The organism is Kitasatospora sp. NPDC043950, from assembly GCF_056435345.1.
Map to the genome: position 1 here is coordinate 65722 of NZ_JBWKER010000005.1, position 20623 is coordinate 86344.

Below are 20623 nucleotides of genomic sequence, written 5' to 3' on the forward strand. Positions count from 1 at the left end.
GGAACCAAACACCACAAGACCCGACACCACACCCCCTCTTCGCGCCCCCCCCCCCCCCTGTGGCGGCCTGGCGTTCTCGCCGGTCACGCGGGACGGCGGCGTCTCCACTGGTTTCTGAGCCCCTCGGGCCGGGGCAAAGACGGTTGAGCCGGCCGGGGCGTGGCGGGGCGGCCGCGCGGGCGCGGCCGCCGTGCTCCGGGTCAGTCCTTTCCGACGTCCTTGATCTTCTCGCCGGCCTGCTTCAGGTCGCTCTTGATCTGTTTGCCCCGGCCCTCGGCCTCGACGACCCGGTCGCCGGTGGCCCGTCCGGCGGCTTCCTTGGCCTTGCCGTGGACCTTCTCGGCCGCGTTGTGCAGCTTGTCCTTGGCACTCATCGGATCACTCCTCTCGGTAGTGGGGGCTCGGTCCGCCCCGGACGGCGTCTGCCCGGGATCGGCGGTTCCACACCCGGAACATCCGGAGTCGGCCGCCAGCCGAGAGCCGGCGCGGTGCCGACGGGGCCAGTCGGGCAGGCTCAGCGGAAGGCGGCGACGTTGCGGGCGGCCCAGTCGGCGAAGGGGCGCGGGGCGGTGCCGAGGACCCGCTGCACGTCCGGGCTGACGCGCAGCTCGGCCGGGTTCGGGGAGCCGAGGATGTCCAGGGTGTCCTCGGCGAGCTCCACCGGCATGCCCTGGGCCATGGCGGCGGCGGCCTCGTCGCGGGTGAGGTCGTGGAACCGCACCGGCGAGCCCAGGGCGGCCGCGATGGCCTGCGCCTGCTGGCGCGGGGTGACCACCTCCGGGCCGGTCAGCTCGTACACGCCGCCGCTGTGCCGGTCCTCCAGCAGGCAGGCCGCCGCGACGTCGGCGATGTCCGCCGGGTCGATGATCGGCACCCCGACGTCGCCGAAGGGCGCGGCGACGACCCGCTGCGCGCGGACGGACTCGGCCCACCACAGGGCGTTGGAGGCGAAGCCGCCCGGCCGCAGGATGCTCCAGTCCACACCGGACCCCCGCAGGACGTCCTCCAGTTCGCTCATCGCGATCCGCGTCGGGCCGAAGGGCCTGGTCGCCACGCCCTGCGAGGAGAGCAGGACGATCCGGCGGACCCCGCCGGCCACGGCCTGGCCGATGAGGTCGGCCGGGTTGGCCCCGGCGGCGTGCAGGTCGCCGGACAGCAGCAGGAAGAGCGCCTCCGCCCCGTCCAGCGCGGGTTCGAGGCCGGCCGGCCCGGCCAGGTCGGCCGCCACGTGGCGGACACCGTCCGGCACCGCCACCGCGTGCCGCGACACCGCCGTCACCTGTCGGCCCGCCTCGGCCAGTGCCCGCGTCAGCGGTCGGCCCACATTGCCGGTGGCCCCGGTCACCACGATCATGGTCAGCTCCTCGTTCGACGTCCGCCGTGGCCGCTGCGGCCTCGGTGGTCCCCACGCTAGGAGCCAGGGCTAACCCTTGGTAAGGACATACCTTGACGTAAGCTCAGGACATGGTGGTAGGTGTGCAGGACAGGCAGGGCGAGGCCGGGAAGCGGTATGAGGTGTTTCACACCGACTGCCCCGCGCGCGAGGTGGTCGACCACGTGACCAGCAGGTGGGGCATCTGGGTGCTGATCTCCTTGCGGAGCAACGACCTGCGGTTCTACGAGCTGCGCGAGAGCATCCACGGCATCAGCGAGAAGATGCTCGCCCAGACCCTGCGCGCGCTGGTCCAGGACGGCCTGGTCTGGCGGAGGGTCGAGCCGACGACGCCGCCCCAGGTCACCTACGGGCTGACCGAGTTCGGTCAGGACCTCGGCGAGCCACTGGCCGAGCTGTTCGACCGGATCACCCGGGGGCTGCCGCCGCGCGACGCGGGATAGCAGGGAAGGGACAGCGGTCGCACCGAGCTCCCCTGCTGGGGGAGTTCCGGGTCCTGCACGCGGCCCGTCACGGCCGCCCGGCCGCCGCGACACACCCCTCGGCCTCTTCCCCGGCGTTGTCGCCCGCCCGCCGTAGGTTTGTCGGATGAAGCGACTGAAGACCACCCGACTGGACGCCATAGACCGAGCCCTCTTCGACCGCATCGCCGCCGCGCCGCTGCACGGCACCCGCCCCTGGCTGCGGGCGCTGAGCCGGGCTGCCGACCACGGGGTGCTGTGGATGGGCACCGCCGCCGTCCTCGGCGCGGTCGGCGGACGCCGCGGGCGACGCGCGGCCCTGCGCGGCCTCGGCTCGCTCGCCATCGCCTCGGCCACCGCCAACACCGTCGCCAAGCACGCCACCCGCCGGCCCCGCCCGGTGCTGGACGCCGTCCCGGCCGTGCGCCGGCTGCTGCGCCAGCCCGTCACCACCTCCTTCCCCTCCGGTCACTCCGCGTCCGCGGCGGCCTTCGCCGCCGGTGTGGCGATCGAGTCCCCGCTGCTGGGCGCGGCCGTCGCGCCGGTCGCGGCGGCGGTGGCCCTCTCGCGCGTCTACACCGGCGTGCACTACCCGGGCGACGTCCTGGCCGGTGCGGCACTGGGTACGGCGGCCGCCGCCGCGACCCTGCACTGGTGGCCGCGCTCGTCCGACGTGCCGCCGCCCGCCGCCCCGGCCCCCTGTCCGGCCCCGGCCCTGCCGCAGGGGAGGGGGCTGTCGGTGGTGGTCAACTCGGGCTCCGGCAGCGGCTCTCCGCTCGCTCCCACCGCCGAGGACGTGGCCGGGACGCTGCGCGCCCTGCTGCCCGAGGCGGACGTCCGGGTGTGCGGGCCGCAGGACGACCTGGCGAAGATACTGACGGAAGCCGCCGACCGGGCCGCCAGGGCCGGTGGCGCGCTCGGGGTGTGCGGCGGTGACGGCAGCGTCAACCTGGCCGCGGCGCTGGCCGTCGAGCGCGCGCTGCCGTTGGCGGTCTTCCCCGGCGGCACCCTCAACCACTTCGCCCTCGACCTCGGCGCCACCACCCACGAGGCCACCGCCGAGGCCGTCCAGGCGGGCACCGCCGTCGGCGTGGACCTGGGCCTGGCCGCCGACGACGCCGGCGCCCGGACCTTCGTGAACACCTTCAGCCTCGGCATCTACCCCGAACTCGTCCACCAGCGGGAGAAGTTGGAGAAGCGCATCGGCAAGTGGCCGGCCCTCGCGGTGGCCGTCGCCAAGCTGCTGCCGACCGCCGAACCCGTCACCGTCCACGCCGACGGCCGCCCGCACCGGCTGTGGCTGCTGTTCGCCGGCAACGGGGCGTACGAACCGGCGGGCTTCGCCCCCACCCACCGCGCCGCCCTGGCCGACGGACAGCTCGACGTCCGGGTCGTCGACGGCGGCCGGCCCTTCGCCCGCACCCGCCTGGCCGCCGCCTTCCTGTCCGGCACCCTGGACCGGTCCCGGGTCTACCGGGCCGCCCGGCTGCGCGCCCTGGACCTGGACTCCCTCGGCGACGCCGCCCGCATCGCCGTCGACGGCGAGAGCGTCCCCGCGCGCGGCGCCCTGCGACTGTCCAAGGTCCCGGCCGGGCTCACCGTGTACCGGCCCGCGACCGCCGCCCCGGCGAGCGAGCTGCGCCGCCCGGGCCGGGAGGGACGAAGCGGGGGCGGGCGGTAGCCGCAGGGGGTGTCACCGGGCGTCGGGTGACGACGGGCCGCGCGGCCCGTCGTCACCGGCCCCGCCGGGCCGCTCCCCGTCGTGGAAGGAGACCTCGACGTGCTGTTCGGGGCGGCGCTCCTCCTGACGGGCGACGGAGGACAGCACCTTCTCGTCGGCGGCGGTGAGCGGCGGTTGCAGGAGGCTGCGGGGCCACAGCCGACGGGCGAGCACCGCATTGGCCTCGGCGGCGTACACGGTGATCTGCGCGGCCAGGTAGAGCCAGGAGAGCAGGCCGATCACGGTCGCGAAGAAGCCGTAGACCTGGCCCGCGTGGCGCAGCTCGTGGGTCACCAGGAGCGAACCGAACGCCTGGAGGACGGTGAACAGGGGCCCGGCGACGGCGCAGCCGGGCAGCAGGGCCCGGGTCGGGATCTCGCGCGGGGTGAGCACGCGGAAGCAGGCCAGGCACAGGGCGGTGTTCAGCAGCGCCGAGACCAGCAGGCCCCCCACCCGGGCGGGCACCCCGCCCAGGGCGCTGCCGACCAGCGAGGCGGCCGCCGTACCCAGCACCAGGCCGGCGCCCAGGACCGTGAACAGCAGCAGGCCGCGCCCCAACCGGGGCCAGTAACCGGGCCGCTGCACCCCGGGCACGTTCCAGACCTCGGCCATGGCGTGCTGGAGGACCTGCGTGATGCCGAGCGCCCCGTACAGCAGGCCGAGCGCGCCGATGGCCAGTGCCAGACCGCTGCCCTGGAGGGAGTGGACGTTCTGGCGCAGTTGGTCGCCGATGATCGGGAAGTCGGCGAGCGCCGAGTTCAGCACCGACTGCTGGGCCCCGGGGCGGCCGTGCAGGACGAAGCCGAGAACGGTGCTGAGCAGGAGCAGCAGCGGGATCAGGGCGACGAAGCCGTAGTACGTGATCAGGGCGGACAGCAGCCCGCCCCGGTCGTCCCCGTACTTGCGCACGACGCCGATGACCACGGCGGGCACCCGGCGGTGCTGCTGGAAGCGGTCCACGGCCCGCAAGGCCCGTTCGATCGGGTTCATGCCCCGGCGTCTGCCCCGGCCCGCGCCCGCGACACCCGCCGGTTCCGCCCCCGGGGGCGGTGCGGGAGGCGCGCACGCCCGAGCCGCCGCGCAGGGGCTGCGCGGCGGCTCGGGCGCCCCGGCGGCCGGCGACGGGGCGCTGCGTACGGCGGGCTACCAGCGGTACCAGCGGCCCCGTCCGCCGGAGGAGGTGGTGCCGCGGGCGAGGAAGCCCAGGAGCCAGACGACGAGGACCGCGAGGGCGACCCACCACAGCACCTTCAGGGCGAAGCCGAAGCCGAACAGGAGCAGGGCGAGCAGCAGGACCAGGACCAGGGCGAGCACGGGAACCTCCTCGATCAGGGGACGCGTCGATTCGTCCCTCGACTGCCCCGGTTCGCCGCGGACATGCACCTGCCCGTCCGACCGCTACCGCACCATCACTCCGACCAGGCAGGTGTCGTCGTCGGTGTCGGCGTTGCTGTAGCGCAGCAGGTGGTCCAGGAGCTCTTCGAGGTTGGCCGAACCGGTGTCCGAGCCGGTGTCCGAGCCGGTGGCCGAGCCGGTGGCCGACCCGGCGGCGGACCTGGTGGCGGACCTGGTGGCCGACCCGGTGCGGGACTCCTCGGCGAGGGCCGTCAGGCTGGTCAGCGACGCCTGGAGGGATTCGTCGCGGCGCTCGATGAGCCCGTCGGTGTACATCACCAGCGTGTCGCCAGCCTCCAGGACGAGCTCGCCCTGCTCGTAGTCGGCGTGGCCGATCGCGCCGAGGAGGATGCCGCCCAGCTGGGGCAGGATGTCCGCCCGCCCGCCACGCAGCAGGACCGGCGGCGGGTGCCCGGCGCGGGCCCACCGCAACCGGCGGGTCGCGGGTTCGTAGAGGCCGCACACCGCGGTGGCCGTGACGTTGTCGGTCAGGTGGTGGGTGACGCTGTTGAGCCAGCTCAGCAACTGGGCCGGCCCGGCGCCGGTGGCGGCCAGGCCGCGCAGGGCGTTGCGCAGCGCGACCATGCCGGTGGCGGCCTCGATGCCGTGCCCGGAGACGTCGCCCACGCACAGCAGGACGTCTCCCGAGGGCAGGGCGAGGGTGTCGTACCAGTCCCCGCCGACCAGGTGGTCCTTCTCCGCCGGGCGGTAGCGCACGGCGACGCTCAGGTCGTGCAGGTCCAGCGGGCCCCGGGTGGGCGGCATGATGGCGTGCTGGAGCTGGAGGGCGAGGCGGCTGCGTTCGGCCGCCTGCTGTTCGCTCTGCGCGAGCTGGTCGCGGGTGGCGGCGAGTGCGACCTCCGTCCAGTGCTGGGCGGAGATGTCCTGGTAGGCGCCGCGGACGGTGCCGAGCCCGCTGCCCGGAGCGCTGCCGGGATCGCCGTCGAGACCGCTGCCGGGATCGCGGACGGGCTCCGCGACGACGCGGATGTGGCGGGTGACGCCGTCCGGCCGCTGGAGGCGGAAGGCGGTGGAGGCCGGGCGTTGGTGGTGCAGGAGGGTGCGCAGGAACCGGTCGATGGCGTGGCGGTCGTCCGGGTGGGCGTGGTCGGGGAGCTGGTCGAGGGCCAGGGGCGCGGCGGTGGGCGGCAGCCCGTGCAGTTCGAACACCGTCTCGTTCCAGGCGATCTGCCGGGTCCGCAGGTTCTCCTCGAACCCGCCGATCCGGCCGAGCCGCTGGGCGTGCTGCAGCAGGCGGGCGACGCGCGGGGTGCCGTCGTCGAGGCGCCAGACGACCGCGAGGTGGCTGCCGTGCCGGCTGATGCTCACCTGCGCCCGGGTGGTCAGCGGTACTCCGTCGACCAGGGCGGCGAGGCGCATGTCCTGGGCGCGGAAGGGTTCTCCGGTGGCGAAGACGTGTTCGACCTTGTCGGCCAGGCCGCCCGGTTCGGCCGCCAGCGGGTACGCCTCCAGCAGGCGGGTGCCGGTGATCACGCCGGTGGGCCGGCCGGCGAAGTCGACGAAGGCCGGGTTGAGGTGCCGGATCACGAACCGGGGCGGGAACTCGTCGCTGTCCGGCGCCGCCCGCAGGATCATGCACGGGTCGAGCAGGCCGTCGGTGAGCTGCCGCAGTTCGCCGAACTGCGCGTCGGCCGGGTCGCAGGCGGAGGGCTCCTGCCCGCTCCAGGACTCCAGCGTGGTGGCGGCCAGCTCGGCGAGCGCCTCGAACTGGCGTTGGAGCGGCTGGGAGCGCTCGGGCAGCGTGCCGGGCCAGCAGATCTCCAGGACGCCGATGAGCCGCCCGCCGACGCCGGCCGGGACGGCGAGCCGACCGCCGTGGATCTCGTGCTGGCCGATCGAGGGCAGCGAGGCGCCGGCGAGCGTCGGGTAGCCGACCGCCGCCCGCTCGTCCAGGGCACGGCGGGCGGGGGTCGGAACGCCGGGCGGGACGTGGCGCCAGCGGCGTGCCTCCTCCTCGGGGAAACCGGCGCTGCCCGCCAGCGACAGGGAGAGGTCCGGGTGGGCCGCCCAGATGGCGACGGCGGCCACGCCGAGCGGTCGCAGCGCGTGCTCCAGCATGGAACGCGCCGCCGCCGCCGCGTCACCGCTCGCGAGCACGTCCGCCTCGGCACTGCGCAGCCGCACGGCCACCGCTTCGGCCGGGGGAGCCGAGGCGTCCGCGACGAACTCGCGGGCGAGGGCGGAGATCTCGTCCGCCGCGGCCTGGTTGACCAGGTCGGCGGCGAGCGCCAGGACCGTCACCCCGGCCTGCTCCGCGAGGCTCTCCAGCTGCCTGGCGGCCTCGGTGGGCCCGCACCGCAGGCGCTCCACCAGCACTCCGACGCCCATCTCGACGACGGCGCGGCCCGCCGCCTGGGCCTGGGCCTGTTCCAGTTCCAGCCTGAGCCGCTCCACCGTGGTGGCGAGCCGGTCGACCGCCGCGGACTCGCCTCCGGAGCGGGCCCGGGCCGCTGCCTGCGCCTCGGCAGCGCTCCGCTGCGCTCCGACCCTCGGCGTGTCGGCCGGTCCGACCGCTGCGGGACGGTCCGTGGCGCGCGGCTCCTGCGGATGGTGCACGGCTGTCGGCTCCTGAAGTCTGGACTGTCGGGGTGGGCGCGAGGGGACACGGGGGCATGGGACAGGGCGACTACCGGGTGAGGTGGTCCCTGATCCTGCCGATCACCGCGTCGGCGTCGACCGGCTTGGTGATGTAGTCGCTGGCTCCCGAGGCCAGGCTCTTCTCCCGGTCGCCGATCATGGCCTTGGCGGTGACCGCGATGATCGGCAGCCCCTCGTGCTCGGGCATGGCGCGGATCGCCGCGGTGGCGGTGTAGCCGTCCATCTCGGGCATCATCACGTCCATCAGGATCACGTCGATCCCGGGGTGCGCGCGGAGGGCTTGGAGCGCGGCGAGCCCGTTCTCGGCCTGGAGGACCCGCATGCCGCGCAGCTCCAGGATGCTGGTGATCGCGAAGAGGTTGCGGTCGTCGTCGTCGACCACCAGCGCGGTGCGGCCGGAGAGCACCGGGTCGGCCCCGCGGCCCCGGGCGGGGTTCCCGTCCGTCCGGCGCACCGGGGGCAGGACGCGCCCGGGCCCGTCGGCGCTCATGTGGAGGGCGATGCGTTCGCGCAGCTCGTCGAGGCTGGAGATGAGCTCCAGCGGCCGCTCCCCCTCCGGGCGGACGGCGTGCTCGTCGTCGGTGGTGACGCCCCGGCTGTTGTGGGCCAGCACCGGGACGGTGTGCAGGGCCGGGTCGCGTTCCATCTCCGCCAGGAGCGTGGCCGCCGCGCTGTCCGGCAGGTCGAGTTCCAGGACGACGCAGTGGTACGGGGCGGTGGCGAGCGCAGTGGCAGCCTCCGGGGCACCGACCGTGGTGACTATCTCGACCCGGCGCTGCGCGCCGGCGGAGCGGGCGACGTCGGCGACGGCGTTCTCCGCCACCAGGGACAGCAGGCCGTTGGGGCGGCCTTCGACCACGAGCAGGCGCCGTGGCTGACCGGCGGGAGGCGAGGGGGCGCGCTCCGGGGCCTCGGACGGGCCGGTGCCACCGGTGCCCAGCGTCCTGCGGGCCCCGTCGGCGCCGGTCTCGGCCAGGTCGGGGCGGGTCGCGGGGACGTAGAGGGTGAAGGTGCTGCCCCGGCCCAGGGTGCTCTCCACCGTGATCGCGCCGCCGAGCAGGTAGGCGATCTCGCGGCTGATGGACAGCCCGAGGCCGGTGCCGCCGTACTTGCGGCTGGTGGTGCCGTCGGCCTGCTGGAAGGCGCCGAAGACGCTCTCCACGTGCTGGGGGGCGATGCCGACTCCGGTGTCGCTCACGTGGAAGGCGAGTACCGGGCCGCCGCGCCGGACGGCGTCGGGCAGGTCGGTCTCGTCGGCGGGCTCGATGCGCAGTTCGACCCGGCCCTGCTCGGTGAACTTGACGGCGTTGGACAGCAGATTGCGCAGCACCTGGCGCAACCGGTAGTCGTCGGTGAGGAGTTCGGCGGGGATCTGCTGGACCGTCCGCACCGTGAAGGCGAGGTTCTTCTGGCTGGTCAGCGGGCGGAAGGTGGCTTCGACGTAGTCGAGCAGCGCGCGCAGCGGCACCGCCTCGACGTTGAGGTCCATCTTTCCGGCCTCGACCTTGGACAGGTCGAGGATGTCGTTGATCAACTGGAGCAGGTCGGAGCCGGCGGAGTGGATGATCCCGGCGTACTCGACCTGCTTGGCGGTCAGGTTGCGGGTGGGGTTCTGGGCGAGCAGCTGGGCGAGGATGAGCAGGCTGTTGAGCGGCGTGCGCAGTTCGTGGCTCATGTTGGCCAGGAACTCCGACTTGTACTTCGAGGCGAGGGACAGCTGGTGGGCGCGCTCCTCCAGTTCCTGGCGGGCCTGTTCGATCTCCAGGTTCTTGGTCTCGATGTCGCGGTTCTGCGCCGCCAGCAGGTCGGCCTTCTCCTCCAGCTCGGCGTTGGAGGCCTGCAACTCGTCCCGGCGTGACTGCAACTCCTGTGAGCGGACCTGGAGTTCGGCGGTGAGCCGCTGGGACTCGTCGAGCAGCTCGTCGGTGCGGGCGTTGGCGATGATGGTGTTGACGTTGACGCCGATGGTCTCCATGAGCTGGTCGAGGAAGTCCAGGTGGACCTGGGTGAACGGCCGGACGGAGGCCAGTTCGATGACGCCGAGGACCTGGTCCTCGACCACGATGGGCAGCACCACCAGGGACAGCGCCCCGGTGCGGCCGAGGCCGGAGGCGGCGGCCAGGTAGTCCGGCGGCAGGGCGTCGACGGTGATGGCGCGCCGGCTGCGGGCGGCCTGGCCGACGAACGACTCGCCGAGGCGGAAGCGGGTGGGGCGCTCGCCGTCGGGGAAGGCGTAGGAGCCGACCAGCTGGAGCACCGTCCCGACGGGGCTGTCCTCGGCGAGGTAGAAGACGCCGCACTGCGCGCCGACGAGGGGGGCGAGTTCGTCCATGACGGACTCGGCGACGACCCCGAGGTCGCGCCGGCCCTGCATCAGGGCCGAGAAGCTGGCGAGGTTGGTCTTGAGCCAGTCCTGCTCCTCGTTGGCGCGGGTGGTCTCGCGCAGGGACCCGACCATGGCGTTGATGTTGTCCTTGAGGTCGGCGACCTCGCCGGAGGCGTCCACGCTGATCGAGCGCGTGAGGTCGCCGGCGGCGACGGCGCTGGTGACCTCGGCGATCGCGCGGACCTGCCGGGTGAGGTTGCCGGCCAGCTCGTTGACGTTCTCGGTGAGGCGCTTCCAGGTGCCGGAGACGCCCTCCACCTCGGCCTGGCCGCCGAGCCGGCCCTCGGTGCCGACCTCCCGGGCGACCCTGGTCACCTCGTCGGCGAAGGAGGACAGCTGGTCGACCATCGTGTTGATGGTCTCCTTCAGTTCCAGGATCTCGCCGCGCGCGGTGACGGTGATCTTCTGCGACAGGTCCCCGCGCGCGACCGCCGTGGCCACCTGGGCGATCGCGCGGACCTGGCCGGTGAGGTTGCCGGCCATGAAGTTCACCGAGTCCGTGAGGTCGCGCCACGTCCCCGAGACGCCCTTGACGTCGGCCTGGCCCCCCAGGATGCCCTCGGTACCGACCTCCCGCGCCACCCGGGTCACCTCACCGGCGAACGAGGACAGCTGGTCGACCATCGTGTTGACGGTGTTCTTCAGCTCCAGGATCTCGCCCCGGGCGTCGACGGTGATCTTCTGCGACAGGTCCCCCTTGGCCACCGCGGTGGCGACCTGGGCGATGTCCCGCACCTGGGTGGTGAGATTGCCCGCCATCGCGTTGACCGAGTCGGTCAGGTCCTCCCAGGTGCCCGACACCCCGGGCACCTGGGCCTGGCCGCCGAGCCGGCCCTCGGTGCCGACCTCCCGGGCGACCCTGGTCACCTCCGAGGTGAACCGCGACAGTTGGTCGACCATGCCGTTGAACACCGTGGCGATCTCGCCCAGCAGCCCGTCCGCGTCGCCCGGCAGCTTGGTGCTGAAATCGCCGTCGCGCACCGCCGTCAACCCGGCCAGCAGCAGCCGCAGTTCCGGCTCACCCACCTGCGCGGCGCCCGCCCCCTCGTCCGGGCGGTGCTGTGAGTCGCGGGACGTGGTCGGGCCAGCCATCGAACGTCGCCTCCGTGGAACGCCGGGCCGACTGGCCCGAATCCGGTCGTGGGCACCCCGAAGGACGGGCCGGGGGACCTGGCCGTCGTTCCAGGTGTTGTACCGCCCTCGGAGGCTACCCCAGCCCGCACACCGCCGGACAACGGTCGCCACCCGGTCGTACGCCCCGCCCGTCGCCCGGACGCGCGTCCGCGCCCCGGCGCCGGTGCGGGCTTCACGAAACCTCCACGGGGGGCGGCTGCATCGATCCGCCGACACGGGGTACCGGGGGGCAGACCGCGCCGACACGAGAGAGCACGAGAGAGGGAGTCCGATGGCCACGACCACTGGGGAACTGCCCGCCTCCGCCCACCCGTCGACGGGAGGTCCGTCCCGCACGGCCGCTCCTGCCGGAGAGCCCCGGGACCTGCCGTTGCCGGAACTCGCCGACGCCGGAGGGCTTCGGGACCTGCTCCCGCCGGAGTTCGCCGACGCCGGTGACCTGCGGGAGATCGCGCCGGCCGACGCGCGCGAGCTCAACAAGGTGCTGCTGCGCCGGCTCCGCACGCTGGAGGAGGGGACGAAGGAGTACTCCTACGTCCGCGCCACCCTGGTCGAGACGAACCTGTCCCTGGTGAGGTTCGCGGTCCGCCGCTTCAACTCGCACCGCGAGCCGCAGGAGGACCTGCTCCAGGTCGGCGCGGTCGGCCTGATCAAGGCCATCGACCGCTTCGACCCCGACCTCGGCGTCGAGTTCACCACCTTCGCCATACCGACCGTCCTCGGCGAGATCCGGCGCCACTTCCGCGACACCACGTGGGCCGTCCACGTGCCGCGGCGCCTCCAGGAACTGCGCATCCTCCTGGCCAAGGCGCAGGAACGCCTGTCGCAGGACCTGGACCGGGCCCCCACGGTCGCCGAACTCGCCGAGCACCTCGCGCTCTCCCCCGAGGAGGTCGTCGAAGGGCTGACCGCCGCGAACGCGCACACCGCCGGCTCCCTGGACCTCGGCGGCAGCAACGACGACGACGCCCCCGGCCCCCTGGGCGACCGGCTCGGCGAGGACGACCGGGACCTCGCCCTCGTCGAGGACCTGGTGACGCTCAAGCCGCTCATCGCCGACCTGCCGGAGCGGCAACGGCTCATCCTGTCCATGCGCTTCTGCGAGGACATGACGCAGTCGCAGATCGGCGCCCGCCTCGGGCTGTCCCAGATGCACGTCTCCCGACTGCTCAGCCGCACCCTGCGGCACCTGCGCGACGGGCTGGAGGACGACTGAGCATGTGTGGCCACACGAGCCCCGGGGAGGACCAAACCGGGCGCACACCCCCGTGTTTGGCAGTCCGGCACAACCTCCGTATGGTCGGAAGGCATGGACATGGAGGAGACGACGATGATGCCATTCGACGACGTTCGGGCGGCCGCCGCGCCGGCAGCGTGCCCGCGGCCCGCGGAACTGGTGGTCGAGACCCGTGCCACGGCCTCCGGCGCGGTGGTGTGCGCCCTCGTGGGCGACCTCGACATCGAGACGCTCGCCTCGGCCGCCAACCTGCTCACCAGCGTGATCGCGCAGCGCCGCGGCGCGGTGGTGATCGACCTCGCCGGGGTGGGCTTCTGCGACTCCTCCGGCCTGAACCTCCTGCTCAAGACCCGCCTCGCGGCGGCGGAGGAGGGGCTGGACCTGCACTTGGCCGCCGTGGCGCCCACCGTCATGCGGGTCCTCGAACTGACGGGCGCGCAGGCGGTGTTCTCCATCCACGACTCGGTCGACGAGGCCCTGGCGGCCTGACCGCCCCGGCTCGGGCCGCCAGGGCCTCGGCCCGGGGCCGGCCGCCCCGGCCCCGGTTCGACGCCGGCACGGGGCATAATCCGAGAACTGCCGGGAAACCGACCGTGCGAGACCGCCGTCGATCCGAAAGGGTGTCCTCACATGACGATGAGCCGGGGAACCCTGGACGGCGACCCGCACCAGCCGGGCCCGGTGCTGCCCGTCGGCGGCCAGCGCAGGCGGCTGACCCTGTCCGGCATCCCCAAACCGGTCGCCCACGCCAGGACCTTCACCGCCCGCGCCCTCGACGACTGGTACGCGTCCGCCGCCGGGCCCGGCGCCGGCGAAGGCGCCCTCGCGGACGTCGTCCTGCTGGTGGCGGAACTCGTCGCCAACGCCATGCTCCACGGCGACGGCCCGCTGGAACTGGTCCTGGACGCCACCGGGACCCGCCTGCGGGCCGAGGTCAGCGACCGCAGCCCGACCCTGCCCACCCCGCGCCGCCCGCACAACCCGGCCCTCCCCGGCGGCCACGGCCTGTTCATCGTGGAGCGGACCGCCGACCGGTGGGGCGCCGAACCGCACAGCCACGGGAAGACGATCTGGGCCGAGTTCGACGCCTCGCGGCTGACCCGCGGCTGATCCGCCGCAGACCTGCGGCTGACTCGTGGCTGACCTGGGACGGCGCCCCACCGGATCGCACCAGTGCGCCGACTTCGTCATCCGCGCCCGGTCGGGGCCGCCACGCCGACTCCGGTTCAGGGGCCCGCGCGACGGCGGGTGATTGCATGGCGACACAGCGTGTGTCCCGGCGAGCGTCTCCGCGTCTTTCCCCTGCGGGTACGGGCGGGCCCCGGCAGGAGGAGGAAGCGGATGGCGCAGACCCGGCGGCGGGCCGCCGCCCGCCCGGCGCCCGGCGTGGCCCGCCGGCGTCAAGGCTCGGCGGTGCTGCGGTGGTTGAGCACGACCGACCACAAGGCCATCGGCAACCTGTACCTGACGACGGCGTTCGGGTTCTTCCTGTTCGCCGGGCTGCTGGCGATGCTCATGCGCGCGGAGCTCATGCGGCCGGGACTGCAGGTGGTGAGCAACGAGCAGTACAACCAGTTGTTCACCATCCACGGGACGATCATGATGCTGCTGTTCGCCACACCGACGTTCGCCGGTTTCGCGAACGCCGTGATGCCGCTGCAGATCGGTTCCCCGGACGTGGCGTTCCCCCGGCTGAACGCGTTCACGTACTGGGTGTACCTGTTCGGCGGCCTGATGGTGGTCGGGGGCTTCCTGACCACCGACGGCGCCGCGTCGTTCGGCTGGTTCGCCTACGCCCCGCTGAACGGGCCGCTCCACAGCCCGGGAACGGGCGCCGACCTGTGGGCCGTGGGGCTGATCGTGGCGGGTCTGAGCACGATCCTGGGAGCCGTCAACTTCATCACCACCATCGTCTGCCTGCGGGCACCGGGCATGACGCTGTTCCGGATGCCGGTCTTCACCTGGAACGTGCTGTTCACCTCGATCCTCGCGCTGCTCGCCTTCACCCCGCTGACCGCGGCGCTGTTCGCGCTGGAGGCGGACCGCAAGCTGGGCGCCCACGTCTTCGACCCGGCCAACGGCGGGGCGATGCTGTGGCAGCACCTGTTCTGGTTCTTCGGCCACCCCGAGGTGTACATCGTGGCGCTGCCGTTCTTCGGCATCATCTCCGAGGTCATCCCGGTGTTCAGCCGCAAGCCGGTCTTCGGCTACTACGGACTGATCGGTGCCACGATCGCGATCACCGCGCTGTCCGCGGTCGTCTGGGCCCACCACATGTTCGCCACCGGCCAGGTGCTGCTGCCGTTCTTCTCCCTGGCCTCGCTGCTCATCGCGGTGCCGACCGGGGTGAAGTTCTTCAACTGGATCGGCACCCTGTGGAACGGCTCGCTCTCCTTCGAGACGCCCATGCTGTTCTCCCTCGGCTTCCTGGTGACCTTCCTCCTCGGCGGGCTGACCGGCGTCCTGCTGGCCGCGCCCCCGATCGACTTCCACGTCACCGACAGCTACTTCGTGGTCGCCCACCTGCACTACGTCCTCTTCGGGACGGTCGTGTTCGCGATGTTCGCCGGCTTCTACTTCTGGTGGCCCAAGATCACCGGCCGGCTGCTGGACGAACGCCTCGGAAGGATCCACTTCTGGATGCTGCTGCCCGCGTTCCAGATCACCTTCCTCGTGCAGCACTGGCTCGGGGCCCAGGGCATGCCGCGCCGCTACGCCGACTACCTGCCCTCGGACGGCTTCACCACCCTGAACACCGTCTCCTCGGTCGGTGCGTTCCTGCTGGGCGCGTCGACCCTGCCCTTCCTGTACAACGTGTGGCGCACCGCCAGGTACGGGGTCCGGGTCACCGAGGACGACCCGTGGGGTTACGGGCGCTCCCTGGAATGGGCGACCTCCTGCCCGCCGCCGCGCCACAACTTCCACGCCCTGCCCCGCATCCGCTCCGAAGGCCCGGCCTTCGACCTGCACCACCCGGAGTATTCGCGCACGGCGCTCGAAGGCGAGGAGAACGCGCGGTGAAGACCGAGTCCTACCTGTTCGCGGGCGTCGCGCTGTTCTTCGCCGTCGCCGCTTCGATCTACGGCTGGTTCGCCCGGGAGCCGGCCGGCAAGGCGGCGCTGGTCGTGGCCTTCATGATGTCCACGCTGATCGCGTTCTTCTTCCGGACCCAGTACTCCCGCCGCGGCCGTCGGCCGCAGGACCGCACCGACGCCGAGATCGTCACCGGCGCCGGGCCGCTGGAGTTCTTCGCACCGCGCAGCTACTACCCGCTGCTCACCGCGGCCGGCGTCGCGGTCACCGGGCTGGGGCTGGTGTACGCCTTGTGGCTCTTCCTCATCGGAGCGGGTGTGACGGGCGCCGGCGTCCTGGGCTTCGTCTTCCAGCACGCCCAGCGCGCGCAGTGAGTCCGGCCGGTCGGCGGTGAGCGCTGAGTGGTGAGCGGTCGGTCGTCACCGCTCGGAGCGTCCCGCGTCGGTGGACGCGAGCGGCCCCGGCCGCGGCTCGTCCACCGCCGTCTCCACGTTGTCCCGGTAGTACCAGGAGCTCAGGGCGGCCCGCAGCTGTGCGCGCCGCGAGGCGCCCTCGCCCGGCGCCGGCAGGGGAAGCAGGGCGTCGCGCAGGGCCAGCGTGTAGCGCAGGCCGGCGGGAAGCGGCCGGTGCTCGCCGTGGAAGGCGCCCTCGACGGCCTCGTGCACGAACCCGGTCTCGTCGCCCTCCGTCACCCGTTCGAGGTCCCGCTCCTGCAAGGCCAGGCACAGGCGCCGGGTGATCCAGAAGGCCGCCACCGGCCCGACGAACAGGCCCACCCGCAGGAACCGGTTCAGGCCCTCCACCGGCACGTCCAGTGCCCGGGCGACGACGTCCTGGCCGCCGGCGACCAGCAGGACGACGTAGAAGCACGTCCCGGCGACACCCAGCGCCGTCCGGGTCTGCCGGTTGCGGGGGCGGTCGCACAGGTGCTGCTCGCCGCTGCCCGGGGTGATCCAGCGCTCGAAGAACGGATAGCCGTACAGGGCGGCGAAGAACAGCAGCGGGAACAGCACGGCCGGGATCAGCGGGTTCCAGGCGACGGTGTGGCCCCACAGCCGCGTCTCGGCCCCGGGCATCAGCCGCAGCGCGCCCTCGATGAACCCCATGTACCAGTCCGGCTGCGCGTCGGTGGAGTCCTGGTCGGGGCGGTAGGGCCCGTACAGCCAGATCGGGTTCACCTGGGCGAGGGCGGCGGCCAGCGCCAGCACCCCGAAGACCATCGCCATCAGGCCCGCCGTCTGGACGCTGAAGTGCGGGAAGAGGGGCTTCCCGACGACGTTGCGGTCGGTGCGTCCGGGCCCGGCCCACTGGGTGTGCTTGAGGTGGAAGACCAGGATCAGGTGCGCGGTGATCAGGCCGAGCAGGAGACCGGGCAGCAGCAGGATGTGCGCGCTGTACAGGCGGGGGATGATGTCGTGCCCGGGAAGCTCCCCGCCGAAGAGGAAGAAGCTCAGGTAGGTGCCGACCAGCGGTACCGACAGGATGAAGCCCTGGGCCGTGCGCAGGCCGGTGCCGGAGAGCAGGTCGTCGGGCAGCGAGTAGCCCGCGAAACCCTCCAGCAGGGCGAGCTGGAACAGCGTCAGTCCCACCAGCCAGTTGACCTCCCTGGGGCGGCGGAACGCGCCGGTGAGGAAGATGCGCAGCAGGTGCGCACAGATCGCGGCGGTGAACACCAGCGCCGCCCAGTGGTGGATCTGGCGGATCAGCAGGCCGCCGCGCACGTCGAAACTGATCGACAGCGTCGAGGCGTACGCCTGGGACATCCGCACCCCGCGAAGCGGCGGGTACGTTCCGGCGTACACGATCTCGGCCATGGACGGTGTGAAGAACAACGTCAGGAAGACGCCGGTCAACAGCAGCAGCACGAAGGTGTAGAGCGCCAACTCGCCGAGCAGGAAGGACCAGTGGTCGGGAAAGACCTTCCGGAGCAGGCCCTTGGCCCCGTCGAACAGCGGCAGCCGCCGGTCCAGCGCGACCGCCGTGTTCCGGGCGGCCCGCTCCGCCCGCCGCCCGGCCCGCGCCCTCCACCTCGACAGCCGCACGCCGCTCCTCCCGTCCGCTCCGATCGTGTGTCCCGATAGCCATATCCCGTGGCGGCGGGACGGCCGGACGGGGCTCGCCCACCGCCCCGGGCTTCACCCGGACGGCCCCGGTTCGATGGCCGTCCGCCCTCTCAGGCCCCGGTGTCAGGCCGCTGAACTGCGGAATCCCCCCGGGCCCCGGCCTGGACGCGGCGGGTCGGCCCACGAACGGCGGGCGTGAACGGACCCCCGCGCTCCGGTCGAGACGTTCACGAAATGATGGCTGCGGGTAGTCGAATGGGTGCGAAAGGTCACCAGGTGGGGGGTGTTGCAGGGAGCGACGATGCCGGAACACGAGCAGTTCGGCGTGCGGGCCGAAACGGACGGGCCGGCGAGCCGGACCGGAAGAGTCCCGCCCCAGTCGAGTCCGGAGGAGGCCCCCGGGGCCGCCCCCGCCCCCGGGGAAGGTCGAGTTCCGGGGGAAGGCCGAGCTCCCGGGGAGGGCCGAGCTCCCGGCCGGCCGGCGCCGCCCGGGGCGGCGAGCGGATCCGCCGATGCCGACGGCACGGCGGCCTGGCCGGACCTGATGCTGCCGCTGCTGCGCACCCCGACCACCGACCGCCCGCTGGTGACCGGCGAACCCGGCGCGGACGACCCGGGGCCGGCCGCGGTGGCCGCCGTCCTGGACCTCGCGCTGCTGGTGGGCGAGCTGATGCTGGCCTGCGGCGAGGCCGCTGAGGACGTCGAGGCCGCCATGCTCGCCGTCGCGCAGGCCTACCGGGCCCAGCCCTGCGACCCCCAGGTCACCTTCACCCGGGTGGCGATCTCGTACCAGCCGGGCCCCTCGGAGCCACCCGTGACGGTCGAGCGGTCCGTGCGCCACCCGGCCGGGGACTACGCGCGGCTGGCCGTGCTCTTCCGGCTGGTCACCGAGATCACGACCGGCGGACTCGTCGTCGACGACGCCCACCACCGGCTGAGGGCCGTGCGCCGGCACTGCCGCCGCTACCCCGCCTGGCTCCTGGTCCTGTCCTCCGGCCTGCTGGCCGGCGCCGCGACGCTGCTGGTCGGCGGCCGGGCCGACGCCCGGGCCTGGCTGGTGTTCGTCAGCGCCGTCGCCGCGGCACTGGCCGGCGACCGGCTCGCGGCGCTGGTCGGACGCCATGACCTCCCGGAGTTCTACCGGATCGCGACGGCCGCGACCCCGGCGGCGGCGATCGGCATCCTGCTGTCCTTCAACGGGCTGAACCTGGGCGGATCGGTGGTGATCACCGGAGGGCTGTACACGCTCCTGCCCGGATGGCCCATGGTGGCGGCGGCGCAGGACGGCCTCGCGGGTTTCTACCTCACCGCGGCCGCACGCCTGATGGAAACGCTGTACATGATGGCCGGCGTGGTGGTCGGGGTGATGACCGTGCTCTACATCGGCGTCAACAACGGCGCCGACCTGGCGGCCCGGCCCGTCCCGGTCGCGGCGTCGAACCCGCCGCTCCAGCTGGTGGCGGCGCTCCTGCTCACCCTGACCTTCGCGGTGCTGCTCAACACCGAGCCGGGCACGCTGCCGGCCGTCCTGCTCAACAGCGGGGTCGGCTGGACGACGTACGGCGTCCTGGTCAACGCCGGCGGCGAGCCCATCATGGCCACCGGCCTCGCCGCCGGGCTGGTGGGCCTGTCCGGCCAGCTCATGGCCCGCTACCGGGGAAGCTCCTCGCTGCCGTACGTCACCGCGGCACTGGGGCCGCTGCTGCCCGGCTCGTTGCTGTACTTCGGGCTGCTCGCCTTCGTCCGGGGCGAGCCCGAGATCGGGCTCGTCGGTGTCGGGCGCGCCACGGCCACGGCGATGGCGGTGGCGATCGGCGTGAACCTGGGCCGCGAGGTCGCCCGGCTGTTCCTCCCCGCCCCGGGCGTGGTCCCGGCGCCCGGCCGCAGCGCCGGCCGCCACCGCCGCTGAGCGTCGGCCGCCTCGGCCGTTGAGGGCCGGCCGCCTCCGCCGTTGAGGACGGTGGGCGGCACCGTGCGGCTGACGGCGCCGTGCGGCTGTCGGCGGCGGCACCCACGTGGTGCCGGGGCCGACAGCCGCACGAGCCGGTGAACGGGCGGTTCAGGGGATGGGGCGGGTGGTGCAGAAAATAGGACGAGTGGATCAGTAGTAGTGACGACGCCCGCCGACGGCGTGCCCGACGGAGCCCGCGATCCACAGGACGAGGCCGATGACGGCCAGGATGATGCCGATGGTCCACAGGATCGAGATCCCGGTGACGAAACCGACGATGAGCAGGATGACGCCGAGGACGATCACGAGGTCCTCCCATGTGGTGACTGGGACGGTTGTCAGGAGGGGCGGTCCGGCCGTTCGATGGTGATGCCGGAACCGTCCGGGGGTGGTGGAGCCGTCGTTTCTCCGGCCGCGCCCATGATCCGCGTGTACCGCTCTGCGGGCCGGGCAAACCATCCCGCCCGCGGCGGAATGGGTTCGGTTCCCTCCCCGGGCACACCCGGCCCTTCACCGAGCGGTCGCCGCCGTCGGCCGTGGCGGGTCAGGACCGGATCCGGTCGAGGACGGCGTCGATGTCGAGATGGTCGGATTCGGTGCCGGCCGGTACCAGGGTGAAGGAGTCGAGGAGGAAGGCCGTCACGGCGTCCGCGGGGATGCTGATCACGGCCCGGCCGTTCTCGGCGCACAGGGTGACCAGGACCCGGCCCGCCCGCCCGGGCGTGACCGTCACGTCCCCGTGGCCGGCGGGGGCGTGGCGGCCCTCGTTCAGCAGGTCACGCGCGAAGACCCACCGCGCCTCCCCGCCGCCCCCGAGGGGCGGGAAGACCAGGCACACCGCGTACGGCAGCGAGGTGTCGAAGCGCAGTTGCGCCTCGACGGTCACATCGGGGAACGGGCCTTCGGGCAGCGTGACGGCGGTGGACCAGGAGGTGACGACGGTCATGCGACGGACTCCGTTTCTGGCAGTGGCGCCTGGTTGCCCGCAGCGGCACCGAGCGCCGGCGGCGGCAGCGCTCGGCTACCCGCCCCGGGCCGATTCATGGCCCTGATCCCGGAAACCCCGCGTGCGCGGCGTGTTCGATCGCGTACGGACCGCTCCGGCGCGGTTCCCGGTGCGAGGCGGGTGGTTTCCGTCCGGCGAGAAGGGGCAGCCGCCGCGTGGTCCCGCTGCCCGGACGGTCGTTCGTCCTCGTCCCGGACGCCCCGGCGCCCCGGCGCCTCGGACGCC

General features: G+C 73.4%; 17 protein-coding genes. 8 read left to right on the forward strand and 9 right to left on the reverse strand.

Annotated features, from left to right (window positions below):
• Positions 1-200: 200 nt before the first annotated feature.
• Complete coding sequence (locus AC07BF_RS05030; protein ID WP_063352486.1) at positions 201-374, reverse strand: CsbD family protein; 174 nt, start codon at positions 372-374, stop codon at positions 201-203.
• A 140-nt stretch (positions 375-514) separates the two neighbouring features.
• Positions 515-1354, reverse strand: coding sequence for an SDR family oxidoreductase (locus AC07BF_RS05035; protein WP_363584346.1), 840 nt, complete (start codon positions 1352-1354; stop codon positions 515-517).
• Positions 1355-1464: 110 nt separating this feature from the next.
• Between AC07BF_RS05035 and AC07BF_RS05040 the strand changes: the two genes are divergently transcribed.
• On the forward strand, positions 1465-1836 hold the full coding sequence (locus AC07BF_RS05040) for a winged helix-turn-helix transcriptional regulator (protein WP_363584348.1): 372 nt from the start codon (positions 1465-1467) through the stop codon (positions 1834-1836).
• A gap of 145 nt (positions 1837-1981) precedes the next feature.
• Entirely contained in the window at positions 1982-3535 is a 1554-nt protein-coding gene (locus tag AC07BF_RS05045; RefSeq protein ID WP_363584349.1) for a bifunctional phosphatase PAP2/diacylglycerol kinase family protein, read from the forward strand.
• Between the two features lie 12 nt (positions 3536-3547).
• Here AC07BF_RS05045 and AC07BF_RS05050 read toward each other — a convergent pair whose 3' ends face one another.
• The 4 genes from AC07BF_RS05050 to AC07BF_RS05065 all read right to left on the reverse strand — a co-directional run bounded on the left by AC07BF_RS05050 (position 3548) and on the right by AC07BF_RS05065 (position 11066).
• Positions 3548-4564 carry a YihY/virulence factor BrkB family protein gene (locus tag AC07BF_RS05050; protein WP_363622660.1) on the reverse strand — a complete coding sequence of 339 codons (1017 nt, stop codon included), beginning with the start codon at positions 4562-4564 and terminating at the stop codon, positions 3548-3550.
• A gap of 153 nt (positions 4565-4717) precedes the next feature.
• Positions 4718-4888, reverse strand: a complete 171-nt coding sequence (locus AC07BF_RS05055; RefSeq protein ID WP_331744879.1) for a hydrophobic protein — start codon at positions 4886-4888, stop codon at positions 4718-4720.
• Between the two features lie 84 nt (positions 4889-4972).
• On the reverse strand, positions 4973-7546 hold the full coding sequence (locus AC07BF_RS05060) for a SpoIIE family protein phosphatase (protein ID WP_478332956.1): 2574 nt from the start codon (positions 7544-7546) through the stop codon (positions 4973-4975).
• A gap of 70 nt (positions 7547-7616) precedes the next feature.
• A complete protein-coding gene (locus tag AC07BF_RS05065; protein ID WP_400806789.1) occupies positions 7617-11066 on the reverse strand; it encodes a HAMP domain-containing protein in 3450 nt (1149 codons plus the stop codon).
• Positions 11067-11379: 313 nt separating this feature from the next.
• Between AC07BF_RS05065 and AC07BF_RS05070 the strand changes: the two genes are divergently transcribed.
• The 5 genes from AC07BF_RS05070 to ctaF all read left to right on the forward strand — a co-directional run bounded on the left by AC07BF_RS05070 (position 11380) and on the right by ctaF (position 15752).
• A complete protein-coding gene (locus AC07BF_RS05070) occupies positions 11380-12324 on the forward strand; it encodes an RNA polymerase sigma factor SigF (RefSeq protein WP_400843821.1) in 945 nt (314 codons plus the stop codon).
• Between the two features lie 93 nt (positions 12325-12417).
• Positions 12418-12834, forward strand: coding sequence for an STAS domain-containing protein (locus tag AC07BF_RS05075; protein ID WP_478332957.1), 417 nt, complete (start codon positions 12418-12420; stop codon positions 12832-12834).
• Positions 12835-12975: 141 nt separating this feature from the next.
• A complete protein-coding gene (locus tag AC07BF_RS05080) occupies positions 12976-13455 on the forward strand; it encodes an ATP-binding protein (RefSeq protein ID WP_363584361.1) in 480 nt (159 codons plus the stop codon).
• A gap of 231 nt (positions 13456-13686) precedes the next feature.
• A complete protein-coding gene (ctaD, locus tag AC07BF_RS05085; RefSeq protein ID WP_363584363.1) occupies positions 13687-15366 on the forward strand; it encodes an aa3-type cytochrome oxidase subunit I in 1680 nt (559 codons plus the stop codon).
• Entirely contained in the window at positions 15363-15752 is a 390-nt protein-coding gene (gene ctaF / locus AC07BF_RS05090; protein ID WP_363584365.1) for an aa3-type cytochrome oxidase subunit IV, read from the forward strand. Before ctaD ends, ctaF begins: the two co-directional genes overlap by 4 nt.
• 45 nt (positions 15753-15797) lie before the next feature.
• Here ctaF and qcrB read toward each other — a convergent pair whose 3' ends face one another.
• The gene (gene qcrB, locus AC07BF_RS05095; protein ID WP_478332958.1) at positions 15798-17420 is read right to left on the reverse strand and encodes a cytochrome bc1 complex cytochrome b subunit; all 1623 of its coding nucleotides are present in this window, start codon (positions 17418-17420) and stop codon (positions 15798-15800) included.
• A gap of 565 nt (positions 17421-17985) precedes the next feature.
• On the opposite strand from qcrB, the gene AC07BF_RS05100 reads away from it, so the two are divergent.
• Positions 17986-19350 (forward strand): threonine/serine exporter family protein, encoded by a 1365-nt coding sequence (locus tag AC07BF_RS05100; RefSeq protein ID WP_363622673.1) that lies wholly within the window; start codon positions 17986-17988, stop codon positions 19348-19350.
• A gap of 192 nt (positions 19351-19542) precedes the next feature.
• Here the strand turns inward: AC07BF_RS05100 and AC07BF_RS05105 are convergent, their stop codons facing one another.
• Positions 19543-19698, reverse strand: coding sequence for a DUF6131 family protein (locus tag AC07BF_RS05105; protein ID WP_363584371.1), 156 nt, complete (start codon positions 19696-19698; stop codon positions 19543-19545).
• 238 nt (positions 19699-19936) lie between these two features.
• Positions 19937-20338 carry an SsgA family sporulation/cell division regulator gene (locus tag AC07BF_RS05110; protein ID WP_478332959.1) on the reverse strand — a complete coding sequence of 134 codons (402 nt, stop codon included), beginning with the start codon at positions 20336-20338 and terminating at the stop codon, positions 19937-19939.
• Between the last annotated feature and the right edge of the window lie 285 nt (positions 20339-20623).